This is a genomic window from Streptomyces sp. CA-251387 (genome assembly GCF_050936625.1).
Taxonomy (GTDB): domain Bacteria; phylum Actinomycetota; class Actinomycetes; order Streptomycetales; family Streptomycetaceae; genus Streptomyces.
In genome coordinates this window covers 4,171,079-4,184,064 of the sequence record NZ_JBNJMJ010000001.1, presented here as the reverse complement: position 1 = coordinate 4,184,064, position 12,986 = coordinate 4,171,079, and the positions used below count along the sequence as shown (strand labels likewise).

Sequence of the window (12,986 nt, the reverse complement as noted above, 5' to 3'; positions counted from 1 at the left end):
CAGCCATGTCAGCGGCACACCACCAACGCGTCCAGCGCCACCGCGCCCTGCCCCCTGGGCAGCACCATCAGCGGGTTGATGTCGAGCTCCGCGAGCTCGTCCTCCAGTTCCAGGGCCATGCGCTGCACCCGCAGGACGACTTCGACGAGCGCGTCGAGATCCGCCGGCGGACGCCCCCGGACCCCGTCGAGGAGGGCCCGCCCGCGCAGTTCGGCGAGCATGTCCCGCGCCTGCTCCTCACCGAAGGGCGGCACACGTACGGCGGTGTCGCCCAGCACCTCCACCAGCACTCCGCCGAGCCCGACGGTCACGGTCGGCCCGAACAACTCGTCGTGCGTGGCGCCGACGACCATCTCGACACCGCGCTCGACCATCTGGCAGACGAGGACGCCGTCCAGGGCGATGTCCTCGTAGCGGGCGATGTCGGTCAGCTCCCGGTAGGCGTCGCGGACCTGGCTGGCAGAGGTCAGCCCGATCTTGACCAGGCCCAGCTCGGTCTTGTGGGCGATCCGCGCGCCGGACGCCTTCATCACCACGGGGTAGCCGACCAGCCCCGCGGCCCGTACGGCCGCCGCCGCGCTGGTCACCAACTGCTCGCGCGGTACGCGGATGCCGTACGCCCGCAGCAACTGCTTCGCCGCATGCTCGCTCAGCTGCTGACCCGGGCGCATCAGTGGCTGCGCCTTGCGGAAGGAGGGGGACGGGGTGCGGGGCGCCCGGTCGAAGGGGGAGCGGTAACCGCTGACGAAGCGGTGGTGGTCGAGGTAGGCCCGGACGGCGGTGATGCAGTTCGCCACCGTGCGGAAGGTGGCCACCCGCGAGGAGCCGAGCAGGACCTCGCGGTACGCCGGCTCCGTGCCGACCGGCGAGCCCCACACCACGCACACCAGCTTGTCCGTCCGCTCGGCCGCGTCCACCAGGTCCTGCACGAGCCGGTCGCTGAGCGGCGGGAAGGGGCCGGTGACCGGACAGATCAGCACCCCGACCTCGGGGTCGTCGAGGATCGCGTCGATGATCTTCCGGCCGCGCCAGTCGCCGACGGGATGGCCGCCGTTGTCGACCGGGTTGGCCACGCTCAGGTACTCGGGTATCCACTGGTGCAGCTCGGCCTGCTTGGCCTCCGACAGCACCGGCAGCCTGAGCCCCGCCTCACTCGCCAGGTCGGCGAAGTGCGCGCCCGTGCCGCCCGAGATCGAATAGACGACGACGCCGTCGGCGCGCGGCGGTTTCGCGCGGGCCAGCAGAGTGGCGGTGTCCTGGAGTTCGTCCAGGCCGTCGACCCGGATCACCCCGTACTGCCGCATCGCCGCGTCCACCACCGCGTCCGCGCCGGTCAGCTTGCCGGTGTGTGAGGCGGCCGTGCGGGCGCCGGTCTCGGTGCGGCCCACCTTGACGGCGACGACCGGTACCCCGCGGCGGGCGGCGCGGTCGGCGGCGAGCAGGAAGGAGCGGCCGTCCTTCAACCCCTCGACGTAGCAGGCGATGGCGCCGACCTCGGGGCGCTCGGCGAAGTAGGAGATGAAGTCGGCGGTCTCCAGGTCGGCCTCGTTGCCGGTCGGCGCCCAGTGGCTCAGGCGGATGCCGAGCTCCTGGAGGGCGAAGACGGGGCGGCCCTGGTGGCCGGACTGGGTGATCAGGGCGATCGCGGGGCCGTCCAGGTCGTCCCGGAACCGTTCGAACGCGTTGAGGTTGGTGTTGGGGCCCAGCAGCCGCATCCCGGACCGCTCGACTGCGGCGGTGAGCCGGTCCTGTGCGGCCGCGCCCTCCTCGCCGGTCTCGGCGAAACCGGAGGCGAAGACGACCGCGAACTTCACCTTGGCCTCGGCCAGTTCCTCGATCACCGCAAGGGGGTCGGCGACCAGCAGTACGGCGAGATCGACCTGCTCGGGCAGGTCGGCGACGGAAGGAGAGCAGGGGATGCCGAAGACGGACGGGCGGCTCGGGTGCACCGGATGGAGCCGGGCGCCGACCCGCTCCGACCAGGCGATCAGCTGGCGGGTGACACCGGTGTTCGGCCGGCCCTCGGCGTCCGAGGCGCCGATCACCGCGACCGACTCCGGCCGGAAGAAGCGGTCCAGATCGGGCACGTGGGAGTACAGCGGACGGCCGCTGACGTCGAGATCGTCGACCTCGGCCGGCCGGCCGTGGACGGCGGGCCCGGGCTGCTCGCCACAGGCGATGACCCGGGCCCGGCGGGAGTCGGTGGTGAGGGTGCCGTGGGTTGATCCAAGCATCGGTCCGCCCGCTCCTGTGTGACAGCGATTAACTGACGCAGTGTCAGATTAAAGGAACTGACGCTGTGTCAGGAACGGCTGTGCACGCAAAGTTGGCGGCGACACGCTCGGTGAGGCCGTGCGGGCAGGCTCGGCGAGTCCGCGCGGGGACGCTGAGCCCGTGCGGGGCACGCTCGGCGAGTCCGCGCGGGGCACGCTGAGTCCGCGTGGGACGCGCTGAGTGCGGGGCGCGCTCACAGCACCCCCAGCACCTCCTTCGCCACCCGCTCGCCCGACCGCACCGCCCCGTCCATGAAGCCCATCCAGTAGGTGGAGGTCTCCGTCCCGGCCCAGTGGATGCCGCCGACGGGCCGGCGCAGGGCCGGGCCGTACTGGGTCAGGACTCCGGGCGCGGCGATGGAGACGGGGCCGCCGCGGGTGTAGGCCTCGTTGTTCCAGCGTTGCAGGACGAAGGAGGTGGGGGAGGCCGCTTTCTCGCCGAAGTAGGTCGCGTAGTCCTTGAGTACGGCCGCCCGGACCTCCGCCTCGCTCGCCGCGTCCAGCTTCCGGGCCTCGTCGGCCTCGATGAAGCCCATCAGGGCGCCATAGGAGGCGTCGGGCGGGGAGTTGTCGAAGGTGGAGCTGATCACGCCGGTGTCGCTGACGACCTGTCCGTTGAGGCCGTCGGCGCGCCAGAAGGGGGTGTCGTAGATCGCGATCGCCTTGCCGACCGAGGCCATCGGCAGGCGCTGGGTGAGCTGGTCGCGGGCGGCCGGCAGGACGGGGTCGTAGGTGATGCGGGCCGCGATCGGCGGGGGTACGGCGACGACGACCTTCTTGGCGGTGACGGTGATGCCGTCGGCGCTCACGACGTACTTGCCGCCGGTCTGGGTGATCGTGCGGACCGGGGCCTTCAGCACCACCCGGTCGCCGAGCGTGGCGGCGAGTTTGATCGGGACCAGCTGGGAGCCGCCGACGAAGCGCAGTTCCTGGGCGCCGTTCGCGGTCTCGGTGAGGCGTTCCAGGGTGCCGGGGTGGGAGGCGTTGCCGGCGGCGGCGATGTAGAAGAGGACGAACAGGAAGGAGAGTTCGCGGGGTTCGGCCGAGAAGATCGAGGTGCAGGCCACGTCGAAGAGGAACTTGGCCGACGGGATGACGGCGTTGGCGCGCAGCCAGGTCTCGAAGGTCTGCCGGTCCCATTCGTCGGCCTTGGCGGCGGTCCAGGGTGCGTCGACCGGGATCTGCTTGGCGAGGTCGTCGAGCGTGGCCTGCACGATCGCGGCGTTGGCGAGCCCGGCCGCGTCGATCGGCGGGACCGCGCCGAGGATGCCGTCGGTGGCGTAGGGGGTCTTCTTGCCGTCCTTGTAGAGGAGGTTGTTGCCGGTGTTGTAGGTGGCGAAGGTCTGCACGCCGAGCGAGTCGGCGAGGGCCTTGATGCGGTCCTGGGTGGGGCCGATGAACTCTCCGCCGCCCTCGGTGACGCCGCCGTTCGCCAGGTTCAGGCCCATCACCCGGCCGCCCACGCGGTCACGGGCCTCCAGGACGACGACCGACTTGCCGGCCGCCACCAGATCGCGGGCCGCGGTGAGTCCGGCCAGGCCGGCGCCGACGATCGCGACGTCCGTGTCCCGGGTGGTCGCCGCCGAGGCCGTACCGGCGCTGGTCGCGGTGAGGGTTGCGGCGCCGGCCGCGGCTGCCGCGCCGCCGAACAGGGAGCGGCGGGAGAGCCGAGGGGGATGAGAGATTCCGGGGGGCCGAGGGGCCCGGGGGAGCTGTCTTTCGCTTGCCACGTGCGTCCTCCGTCGGGGCGAGAGGGGGTGGAGCAGAAAAGTTGAACAGTGCTCACATTCTTGCTCCGCCCGGCAGCGCGGTACAGCTCTCCCGTCACAACTGACCCGCAAGTAACAGGAGAGATACGTAAGAGAGTTGAGGGTGTCTACGTCATCGGAGCGTTGGAGGGGCCTACGTCACCGGCAGCCGGGAGACCCGTCGGCCGCGGTCACCGGCGATGGACTTCGCGATCTTCTGCGCGTCGATCGCCATCTCGCGGAGGTTGCCGCTGATGGGGTTGGTGTAGCCGGTGAAGAACAGGCCGGGGGCGTTCGCCGGGGTGCGGGCGCCCTGGACGACCGGCTTGCCGCGGGCGTCGAGCACGCCGAGGTGACCGACGAGATCCTCCAGTGCGCGGACGTATCCGGTGGCCGCGATGACGGCGTCCGGCGAGACGCGGTTGCCGTCGGCGAGGACCACCTTGTCGTCCTCGAAGCCGTCGACGGCGGCCACGATCTCGACGCGCCCCTTGCGCACGGCGTCGACGAGGCCGACGTCGAGGACCGGGATGGATCCCTCCTTGACCCGGCTGTAGAGGCCGGTGTCGGGGCGCGGCAGCCCCTGGGCCGACAGGTCCGGCACGCTGAGCTTCGCCACGGGCTTGGCCAGCCGGTCGACGAGGCCGACCGGCAGCCGCCGCACCAGGATGCTCGTGAACTGCGCGGCCCACCCGGCGGTGGAGCGGCGCACGATGTGCGGGACCGTCCGCACCGACAGCCGCACCCGCGCGGCCCCGCCCTCCACGAGGTCGACGGCGATCTCGGCGCCGGTGTTGCCGACGCCGACGACCAGGACGTCGCGGCCGGCGTAGGGCGCGGGGTTGCGGTACTCGCCGGCGTGCAGGAACTCGCCGCCGTAGGTGTCCCGGCCCGGCCAGTCCGGGATGCGCGGGGTGTGGTTGTGGCCGGTGGCCACGACGACCGCGGCGCCGGTCAGTTCACGCCCGCCGGTGGCGTGCAGCAGCCAGCCGGAGCCGTCGGGCGAGGGCTCGACGCGGGAGACCTCGACGCCGGTGACGATCTCCAGGTCGTGGTGCTCGGCGTACTTCTCCAGGTAGCGCACCACGTCGTCCCGCGACACCCAGCGCCCGAAGCGGCGCGGCATCGGCAGCCCGGGCAGGCCCGACAGCCGTCGGGTGGTGTGCAGATGAAGCCGGTCGTAGTGACGCCGCCAGGAGGCGCCGACCTGGTCCGACTTCTCCAGCACGACGGCCCGCAGGCCCTGGGCACGCAGCGCGTACGCGACGGAGAGTCCGCCGGGGCCGCCGCCTATGACGTAGACGGGGCGGTCGGTGGCTGTGCGGTCCGTGGCTGGGCGGTCCGCGGCGGGGTGGTCCGGGGGTTGGGGGGTGTCGGCCATGGTCGGGAGCGTAATCACGCAGTCGCTTGATGGGTCTCGGTCAAGACCGGAATTGATTGCGGATCGATCACGGCTGTAGGAGGAGTGAGCGGGCTCTGTGGCGTAGGTCTCCTGGTTGTGGGGGTGGGGTGGAGGTGTGCCGGGCGTGTGCGCCGAGCCCCGAGCCCGGCTCATGTACTCGGGTGGAGCTGAGTACTTGCGCTCTGGGCGGAGAGGGGGCGGGAGGCGAACGCTTGGGGCATGAGTCAAGGACTACGGAATCGTGTTCCCCAGCTGTTGCCGATCCTCGTGCCGGCCGGACTGGCGCTGGCGGGGTGGGCCGCCTGGCTGGGCTGGGACCAGCAGCGGGATGTGCATCCCGACGGCTCGACGACCGGCCCGTACGAGGCGTGGCAGGTGATCGGGCTGGTGCTGACCCTCTTGATACCGGTGATCTGGGCGGCATCCCGGCGCTACGGCCCAGGCGCGGTGCTCGGCACCACGATCGGGCTGACCGTCGCGGCCTATTACGACTGGTCGGACGACGCCAGCGGCCTGTTCATGGTCGGCGTGGGGATGGTCATGGTGGGGAGCCTCGTGGTGACCGCCGGCGTCTCCGCCGTGGTCGGCTCCGTGAAACGGCCGGGCTGAACGACACCGCCTCCGGACATGGCACGACGTCGAACCCTGGCTGCTGACGTGCGCCGTGACGTGTGTCGTGACGTGCCGACCGAATCGCCGACAATCTGTCGGACTCATCAGGGATGCACAGGCGATTGTCAGGCCGCTCGTATCTGACGTACCGTCAGATCCATGGACGCGATCTGGCTCACAGGTGCGGAATGGCTGGCCGTGCTCCGTATAGGCCTCGGGCTGTGGTGGCTGGAGAGCTGGCGGCACAAGGACAAGAAGAGCTGGTTCGAGGGGGCCGGGATCGCCTGGGCGGCGGACGTGGCGGCCAAGCACCGCTGGAACGCCGTACGGTCCGGCTTCGAGGTCGTCGTCACGCCGCGGCCCCGGGCCATGGCGTACGTCGTCCTGTACGCGGAACTCGCCCTCGGACTCGGCCTCGTCCTGGGGTTCCTGACCCCGATCGCCCTTGTCGGCGGGCTGCTGCTCAACGTCCTCTACTTCGCGCTGATGATCCACGACTGGGCCGAGCAGGGGCAGAACTCGATGATGGCGCTGATCTCGCTGGTCGCGCTGTTCGGGATGTCCTGGCAGTCCTGGTCCGTGGACAGCGCGCTGGGGCTGTTCTGATGGGCGGCGCGCGACACGGCGACGGCCGGAGTCCCGACGGTCCGCGCTTCGACGTCCCGGAGACCGACGCCTTCACGCGCACCTACTGGGACGCGGCGGCCGAAGGGACGCTGCTCGTCCGGCAGTGCCGGACCTGCGGACGCGCCCACCACTACCCCCGCGAGTTCTGCCCCCACTGCTGGAGCGAGGACGTGACCTGGCAGCCCGTGAGCGGCCGCGCCACCCTCTACACCTGGTCCGTCGTCCACCGCAACGACCTGCCGCCCTTCGGGACGCGGACGCCGTACGTCGTCGCGGTCGTGGACCTCGCCGAGGGGCCGCGGATGATGACCGAGGTCGTGGAGTGCACGGACGCCGGGCGGCTGCGGGCCGGGATGGACCTGGAGGTCGCCTTCCGTGCCGGGGTGCCGGTGTTCCGCCCTGCGAGGTGACCGAGGCGCGTTTCAATGGCGGCATGACTCACGCCGACCCTCAAGCGGACATACGACCCCCCGCCCACCCCCACCCCGACCTGCACGGCCACGGTCTGCGCCTGCGCCCCTGGGACGCGGACTCCGAGGCCGACGTCGACGCCTGGTTCCGGGGGCGTACCGACCCGGAGTTCCGGCGCTGGAACACCCCGCTGAAGATCACGACGGACCTCGACAGCGCCCGGGACTCGCTGCGGGACGCGGTGCGGAACTCGGCGGAGGGCACAGCGGCGGCCTACTGCGTCACCGACGCGGCGAGCGGCGCGCTCCTCGGTCACATCGGCGTCAATGTCATCAACTCGGTCATGAGGTACGGGCGCGTCGGCTACTGGGTCCTCCCCGAGGCCCGCGGCCGCCGCGTAGCCACCCGAGCGCTCGCGCTCGCCGCCCGCTGGGCCCTCACCGAGCCGGGCGGCGGCCTGGGCCTGCACCGCCTCGAACTCGACCACGCCGTAGGCCACGACTCCTCCTGCCGCATCGCCGAGCGGTGCGGTTTCCGGTACGAGGGGACCCTGCGGGGCGCGATGTGGGAGGCGGGGCGGCACGACGCGTACCGGGACATGCATCTGCACGCCCGGCTGGCGACGGACCCGGAACCGGACGCCGATCTATAGGGCCACGTGGGGGCCATGTAGGGCGATGCAGGGCCGTGTAGGGCCGTGTAGGGCCATTGGCGGCCGCAGGGCCGTGAACCCGGCGCCCGCAACCCCCGCCCGGGAGCGGGGTCTTGTATCGGCTTCGTGTCCACGGCGGAAAACGGTGCACAACCTCCGCGCGGGCGCGGGATCATGAGGTATGCGCGCGGACGACTGGTACTGCACCCAGGACCTCACCGGCTTCCTCACCCACGCCGGAGGCTTCCTGCGCTCACGGCCCGACCTGCACACCGTCGCCCTGACGGTGACCGAGACGCTGCGCACGAGCGGGCTGCGCGCTTACGGCGACGAGGCGCCCGTCTTCGGTGTGCTGGAGCTGGGCGGGCAGGTGCGAGCCGCCTACTTCCGCACTCCGCCCCACCGGCTGAACGTCACCCCCCTCACCCCCGACGAGGCCGACGCGCTCGCCGCCCACCTGGTCGCCCTCGACCACTCGGTCCCCGGTGTCCTCGCGGCCCGAGAGACCGCCGAGGCCTTCGTCGCCGCCTGGCGTCGGCGCGCGGGCGGCCGGGGCGTCGTCAGCCAGCGTCAACGCCTGTACCGGCTCGGCAACCTGACCGTTCCGCAGCCCCTCCCGGCGGGCCGGGCCCGACCCGCCGGCAAGGCGGACCGAGAGCAACTGGTGCGCTGGTACCACGAGTTCGTCGAGGCCGTCGGTGATGACGCCGCCCGCAACGCCGCCGGCTGGGCCGACTCGCGGATCGCCTACGGAGGCGTCACCTTCTGGGAGAGCGAGGACGGCACCCCCGTCTCCATGGCCGGCGTGACCCCCGTGGTCGCCGGCCAGATCCGGATCGCCCCGGTCTACACCCCCGCCCACCTGCGCGGACGCGGCTACGCGGGCGCGGTCACGGCAGCGGTCAGCCGGGCCGCGCTCACCTCCGGCGTCCGCGAGGTGCTGCTCTTCACCGACCTGGCCAACCCGACGAGCAACAGCCTCTACCAGCGCATCGGATATCGGGCGGTGGCCGACTTCACGGCGTACGACTTCCGGGGGGCTCGGGGTTTCTAGCGGACTCAGGCTGTCAGGGCCAGAGCAGCTCCTTGGCCCACCCCTCCTCCGTACGGCGGTACACGAGCCGTACGTGCCGTCGCGCGGCGTCGCCCTGGAAGAACTCCACCTCGTCGGGGCGCAGGCGGTAGAGGGTCCAGGAAGGGACGGGGGCGTCCGGGTCGCGCTGGGCACGGTCCCAGGCAGCCTGTGACTCCCGCCGCAACTCCTCCAGCGAGGACAGGACTTCGCTCTGGCGGCCGGTCAGCGCGGCGGCCAGGGCGCCGGTCGAGCGGGCGTGCAGGTCGGCCTGGGACTCGGTGGACGGGGCCGCCGTCACGGGCCCCCTCACCCGCACCTGACGGCCCTGCGCCGGCCAGTAGAAGCCGAGGGCCGCGTACGGGCGGGCGGTGAGCTGGCGTCCCTTGCGGCTGCCCACATGCGTCGCGAAGGACCAGCCGGACGGATCGGCGCCGTGCAGCATCACCGTCCGTACGTCCGGCCGGCCCTCCTCGTCGGCCGTGGCGAGGGACATGGTGTGCGGTTCCACCTGCCCTGCCGCGACCGTCTCCGCGAACCAGGCCGTGAAGAGGGCGAGCGGGTCGGCGGGTGCGGTGGCCGGGTCGAAGTCCGGCAACTCGGTGACCTCCGAGTCCCACACCCGCAGCGACCTCAGCAACTCATGAAGATCCGGCATGCTCCGGAGCGTAGTCGGACACGGAACCCAGATCGGACGACACCCAGCGCTCGGGCCTCATACGGATGACCACACTCTCGCCGTGGTTCTTCTGGGAGAACTCCACATAGGAGTCGACCACCTCGGCAGGCAAGTAGCGAGCCGACATGTCCCGGAGCTGCTCGACGGTGCCGGGGGCCGTCTCGACGACCGGTCCCTCCACCGACACGTACCGGACGGTGGGTTCGAGCCGGTCGACCATCAGGGAGAACCGGCCCGCCGCCTGGATCAGCTGGTTCTTGCGGGAGTCCGGCCCGGTCAGGATCCATACGTCGCCGCCGGGCTCGTACTGGTACCAGATGGGCACGGTCAGCGGAGCCCGCCCCGCGCCCGCGTCGACCGCCAGCGCGGCGATATGGGGCTCGGACAGGAACTGTTCACGCTCTTCGCGGGTCAGGGCCATGCCTGTTTCCTCCCGATGTGCTCTCGACAGTGTCAATCCCTGCCCAGTACCAACGTCCCCGACGAGCAGAACCATCCCCCGGTCGCCGAAGCCACCCCCAACCGCGGCAACTTCCCGCCACGGCACCGCACTTGGCGCTCCCCGCCCTCGCCCCGCAGCTGTCGTACGGCCTCCACGATCAGGAACAGCCCCCGCATCCCGGGGTGTTGGGCGGACAGCCCGCCCCCGTCCGTGTTGACCGGCAGCTCCCCGCCCCGCACCAGCAGCCGCCCCTTCTCCACGAACGCCCCGCCCTCGCCCTTCCCGCAGAAGCCGAGGTCCTCCAGGGTCACCAGCGTCATGTAGGTGAAGGCGTCGTAGATCTCCGCGAAGTCGATCTCCTCCGGCCGCACCCCGGCCCGCTCGAAGGCGAGCCGCCCGCTCACCGCCGCCGGGCCCGTCGTGAAGTCGGGCCACTCGGACATCGCGGCGTGCGAGACGTGCTCCCCGGTGCCGAGCACCCACACGGGTGCCGTACGGCAGTCCCGTACGAACTCCTCGGCGGCCAGCAGCACCGCCGCCCCGCCGTCGGAGCGGATGCAGCAGTGCAGTTTCGTGAAGGGGTCGGCGATCATCGGGCCGGACAGGACGTCGTCCACGGTGATCGGGTCACGGAACATCGCCTCCGGGTTCAGCGCCGCGTTCGCCCTCGCCTGGACCGCCACCTGCGCCAACTGCTCGACGGTGATGCCGTGTTCGATCATGTGGCGGCGGGCGGCCATGGCGTACTTGGCGATGAGCGTGTGGCCGTAAGGGACCTCGAACTGCAACGGCCCCCGCGAGCCGAAGGACAGGTTCCCCGTCCGTCGCCCCGCCTTGACGTCCGCGCGGGCCGTCGAGCCGTACACGAGGAGTACGGCGTTCGCGTGCCCCCTGGCTATCGCGTCCGCCGCGTGGGCCGCCATGACCTCCCAGGTGGAGCCGCCGACGGAGGTGGAGTCGACCCAGGTGGGGCGCAGGCCCAGGTACTCGGCCACCTCGACGGGGGCGAGGGTGCCGAGCCCGGCGGACGCGAAGCCGTCCACCACCTCCCGGCCCAGCCCCGCGTCGGCCAGGGCGCGGCGGGCCGCCTGGGCGTGCAGGGCGTACGGGGTCGCGTCGTCCACCCGACCGCAGTCGGAGAGGGCCACGCCGACCACGGCGACTTTCCGGCTCCCGGGAGTCATGAGAGGCCTCCAACCCCTGTGCGTCCAACCTCTGACATCCAAGCTCTGTGCATCTCGTTGCGGCCCTCCTAATATGACGGTCCGTCAGATCTGGAGGGAAGAGCCGGAGGGAAGAGCACATGGACGCCAGCTTCACCCCCGAGCAGGACGAGATCCGCCGCACCCTCCGCGAGCTGCTCCGCAGCCGCTGCGGCCCCCGCGAACTGCGCGCCGCCCTCGAGACCCCCGCCGGACACGACCCCGCCCTGTGGACCGCCCTCGCCGAACAGCTCGGCCTGCCTGGGCTGGCCCTCCCCGAGGCATACGGCGGTGTCGGCTGCTCGGCGACCGAACTCGCCCTCGCGTGCGAGGAGGTGGGGCGGGCCCTGGCCCCCTCACCGCTCCTCGTCACCGCCGTCCTCGCCGCACCGCTGATCGCCGCCCTCGGCACCGAGACCCAGCGCGCCGCACTGCTGCCCCGCCTCGCCTCCGGCACGCTTACCGCCGCCCTCGCCGTCCCCGGCACCGCCCTCGCCACCGCCCTCGCCCTCACCGGCCCCGGTGGCGGTGACTGGGCCGGCGGCGGGCGCGCCGGGGGCGTGCAGGCGCGGCGGGCGGAGGGCGGCTGGCGGCTGTACGGGCAGGTCGACCAGGTGCTGGACGGCCACAGCGCGGGAGTCCTGGTGGTCGCCGCGCACGCCGGGGGGTTCGCCCGGTCGCGGACGCTGCTGTTCCTGGTGGCGGGGGATGCGGCGGGGGTCGTGCGGGTACGGCAGACGGCGCTGGATGCGACGCGGCCGCGGGGGCGCGTGCAACTGCGGGATGTGGACGCGGAGTTGCTGGGCGAGGAGGGCGCGGATGTGCTGGGTGCCCTCGCCGATGCGGGGAACACGGTCGCCGCCGTCCTCGCCTGCGAGGCTGTAGGGGCGGCCGACCGGGCATTGGAGGCGACCGTGGAGTACGTCAGGCAGCGGGAGCAGTTCGGCCGTCCGATCGGGTCTTTCCAGGCGGTGAAGCACCGGCTGGCGGACGTCTACGTGGCGGTGCAGGCGGCAAGATCGGCGGCGTATTACGCGGCCTGGGCGACAACGTCCCTAAGGGGCGCGGGGCTGTATCAATATGCGGCTCCGCCGCGGGGCGCGACCAGCCACAACGAACCCGCAGACGCACGACGGCAAGTCGCGGCACTCCCAGAGGCGCGCCTAGCCCTCGCCCAGTCGCTGGAAGCGCTCCGCACCGCCTCCGCCGAAGGCATCCAGCTCCACGGCGGCATCGGTTTCACCTGGGAGCACGAGGCTCACCTGTACTTCAAGCGGGCCGCCGGTGACGAGCTGCTGTTCGGGCCGGTGCACCGGCTGCGGGCGCACGCTGCCGACACCGCGCGGCTCTTCGACGCCCAGGAGGTGGCGGTGTGATCGGCGCACGCGTGGTGCAGAAGGTGTCCTCGACGCGGGGCTTCGCCAAAGTCGCGCCTCACGTCATCCCCGCGCTCGACCGTGCCGTGCACCGCCTCACGCGCGGAAAGGTACTGCTCAGCGCGCAGATGCTGCCCGGTGTGATCCTGACGTCGACCGGTGCCCGCAGCGGCCTGCCCCGTCGTACGCCGCTCGCCTGCATGCCCGAGGAGAACGGCCGCAGCTGGATCCTCATCGGCTCCAACTTCGGCCGCACCGGCCACCCCGCCTGGACCGCGAACCTGCTGGCCCACCCGGACGCCGAGGTCAGCTGGAAGGGCCGGGACATCCCCGTCACGGCCCGGCTGCTGGAGGGGGAGGAGCGGGCGGCCGTATGGAAGGCGGTGCTGGCGTTCTGGCCGCCGTATGCCACCTATCAGGCGCGGGTGGAGCGGGAGATCCGGCTCTTCAGGATCGTCCGCAGGTCGTAGCTCAGCCGGTCACAGCTCCG

General features: G+C 72.0%; 13 protein-coding genes. 7 read left to right on the top strand and 6 right to left on the bottom strand.

Going from position 1 to position 12,986, the window contains the following annotated elements; all coding sequences use genetic code 11:
- Window positions 1-8: 8 nt before the first annotated feature.
- The 3 genes from ACQEV2_RS18495 to ACQEV2_RS18485 form a co-directional block, all read right to left on the bottom strand.
- Window positions 9-2,234 carry an acetate--CoA ligase family protein gene (locus ACQEV2_RS18495; RefSeq protein ID WP_433042264.1) on the bottom strand — a complete coding sequence of 742 codons (2,226 nt, stop codon included), beginning with the start codon at window positions 2,232-2,234 and terminating at the stop codon, window positions 9-11.
- A gap of 233 nt (window positions 2,235-2,467) precedes the next feature.
- Window positions 2,468-4,003 carry a flavin monoamine oxidase family protein gene (locus ACQEV2_RS18490; RefSeq protein WP_433042261.1) on the bottom strand — a complete coding sequence of 512 codons (1,536 nt, stop codon included), beginning with the start codon at window positions 4,001-4,003 and terminating at the stop codon, window positions 2,468-2,470.
- A 172-nt stretch (window positions 4,004-4,175) separates the two neighbouring features.
- Window positions 4,176-5,402, bottom strand: coding sequence for a flavin-containing monooxygenase (locus tag ACQEV2_RS18485; RefSeq protein ID WP_433042258.1), 1,227 nt, complete (start codon window positions 5,400-5,402; stop codon window positions 4,176-4,178).
- 240 nt (window positions 5,403-5,642) lie between these two features.
- On the opposite strand from ACQEV2_RS18485, the gene ACQEV2_RS18480 reads away from it, so the two are divergent.
- The 5 genes from ACQEV2_RS18480 (at window position 5,643) to ACQEV2_RS18460 (ending at window position 8,779) form a co-directional block, all read left to right on the top strand.
- Window positions 5,643-6,032 (top strand): hypothetical protein, encoded by a 390-nt coding sequence (locus ACQEV2_RS18480; protein ID WP_433042255.1) that lies wholly within the window; start codon window positions 5,643-5,645, stop codon window positions 6,030-6,032.
- A gap of 162 nt (window positions 6,033-6,194) precedes the next feature.
- A complete protein-coding gene (locus ACQEV2_RS18475; RefSeq protein WP_433042252.1) occupies window positions 6,195-6,641 on the top strand; it encodes a DoxX family protein in 447 nt (148 codons plus the stop codon).
- Window positions 6,641-7,072 (top strand): Zn-ribbon domain-containing OB-fold protein, encoded by a 432-nt coding sequence (locus ACQEV2_RS18470; protein WP_433042249.1) that lies wholly within the window; start codon window positions 6,641-6,643, stop codon window positions 7,070-7,072. Before ACQEV2_RS18475 ends, ACQEV2_RS18470 begins: the two co-directional genes overlap by 1 nt.
- A gap of 23 nt (window positions 7,073-7,095) precedes the next feature.
- Window positions 7,096-7,725 (top strand): GNAT family N-acetyltransferase, encoded by a 630-nt coding sequence (locus ACQEV2_RS18465; RefSeq protein WP_433042246.1) that lies wholly within the window; start codon window positions 7,096-7,098, stop codon window positions 7,723-7,725.
- Between the two features lie 181 nt (window positions 7,726-7,906).
- Window positions 7,907-8,779, top strand: coding sequence for a GNAT family N-acetyltransferase (locus ACQEV2_RS18460; RefSeq protein ID WP_433042243.1), 873 nt, complete (start codon window positions 7,907-7,909; stop codon window positions 8,777-8,779).
- 13 nt (window positions 8,780-8,792) lie between these two features.
- Here ACQEV2_RS18460 and ACQEV2_RS18455 read toward each other — a convergent pair whose 3' ends face one another.
- Genes ACQEV2_RS18455 through ACQEV2_RS18445 form a run of 3 tightly spaced genes read right to left on the bottom strand, consistent with a single transcriptional unit; the run spans window position 8,793 to window position 11,102 of the window.
- On the bottom strand, window positions 8,793-9,455 hold the full coding sequence (locus ACQEV2_RS18455) for a pyridoxine/pyridoxamine 5'-phosphate oxidase (RefSeq protein WP_433042240.1): 663 nt from the start codon (window positions 9,453-9,455) through the stop codon (window positions 8,793-8,795).
- Entirely contained in the window at window positions 9,439-9,897 is a 459-nt protein-coding gene (locus ACQEV2_RS18450; RefSeq protein ID WP_433042237.1) for a pyridoxamine 5'-phosphate oxidase family protein, read from the bottom strand. Before ACQEV2_RS18450 ends, ACQEV2_RS18455 begins: the two co-directional genes overlap by 17 nt.
- Before the next feature lie 32 nt (window positions 9,898-9,929).
- Complete coding sequence (locus ACQEV2_RS18445; protein ID WP_433042233.1) at window positions 9,930-11,102, bottom strand: thiolase C-terminal domain-containing protein; 1,173 nt, start codon at window positions 11,100-11,102, stop codon at window positions 9,930-9,932.
- 119 nt (window positions 11,103-11,221) lie between these two features.
- Here ACQEV2_RS18445 and ACQEV2_RS18440 point away from each other — a divergent pair, with 119 nt between their 5' ends.
- Together ACQEV2_RS18440 and ACQEV2_RS18435 are read left to right on the top strand one after the other, a co-directional pair.
- Window positions 11,222-12,496 carry an acyl-CoA dehydrogenase family protein gene (locus ACQEV2_RS18440; RefSeq protein ID WP_433042230.1) on the top strand — a complete coding sequence of 425 codons (1,275 nt, stop codon included), beginning with the start codon at window positions 11,222-11,224 and terminating at the stop codon, window positions 12,494-12,496.
- A complete protein-coding gene (locus tag ACQEV2_RS18435; RefSeq protein WP_433042227.1) occupies window positions 12,493-12,966 on the top strand; it encodes a nitroreductase family deazaflavin-dependent oxidoreductase in 474 nt (157 codons plus the stop codon). Before ACQEV2_RS18440 ends, ACQEV2_RS18435 begins: the two co-directional genes overlap by 4 nt.
- The last annotated feature ends 20 nt before the right edge of the window (window positions 12,967-12,986 follow it).

Excerpts from the sequence above, each read along its gene's own strand:
- ACQEV2_RS18495 (WP_433042264.1), bottom strand. The coding sequence starts at position 2,234 with ATGCTTGGATCAACCCACGGCACCCTCACCACCGACTCCCGCCGGGCC.
- ACQEV2_RS18440 (WP_433042230.1), top strand. The coding sequence starts at position 11,222 with ATGGACGCCAGCTTCACCCCCGAGCAGGACGAGATCCGCCGCACCCTC.
- ACQEV2_RS18450 (WP_433042237.1), bottom strand. The coding sequence starts at position 9,897 with ATGGCCCTGACCCGCGAAGAGCGTGAACAGTTCCTGTCCGAGCCCCAT.
- ACQEV2_RS18470 (WP_433042249.1), top strand. The coding sequence starts at position 6,641 with ATGGGCGGCGCGCGACACGGCGACGGCCGGAGTCCCGACGGTCCGCGC.
- ACQEV2_RS18485 (WP_433042258.1), bottom strand. The coding sequence starts at position 5,402 with ATGGCCGACACCCCCCAACCCCCGGACCACCCCGCCGCGGACCGCCCA.
- ACQEV2_RS18480 (WP_433042255.1), top strand. The coding sequence starts at position 5,643 with ATGAGTCAAGGACTACGGAATCGTGTTCCCCAGCTGTTGCCGATCCTC.
- ACQEV2_RS18445 (WP_433042233.1), bottom strand. The coding sequence starts at position 11,102 with ATGACTCCCGGGAGCCGGAAAGTCGCCGTGGTCGGCGTGGCCCTCTCC.
- ACQEV2_RS18460 (WP_433042243.1), top strand. The coding sequence starts at position 7,907 with ATGCGCGCGGACGACTGGTACTGCACCCAGGACCTCACCGGCTTCCTC.
- ACQEV2_RS18465 (WP_433042246.1), top strand. The coding sequence starts at position 7,096 with ATGACTCACGCCGACCCTCAAGCGGACATACGACCCCCCGCCCACCCC.
- ACQEV2_RS18475 (WP_433042252.1), top strand. The coding sequence starts at position 6,195 with ATGGACGCGATCTGGCTCACAGGTGCGGAATGGCTGGCCGTGCTCCGT.
- ACQEV2_RS18455 (WP_433042240.1), bottom strand. The coding sequence starts at position 9,455 with ATGCCGGATCTTCATGAGTTGCTGAGGTCGCTGCGGGTGTGGGACTCG.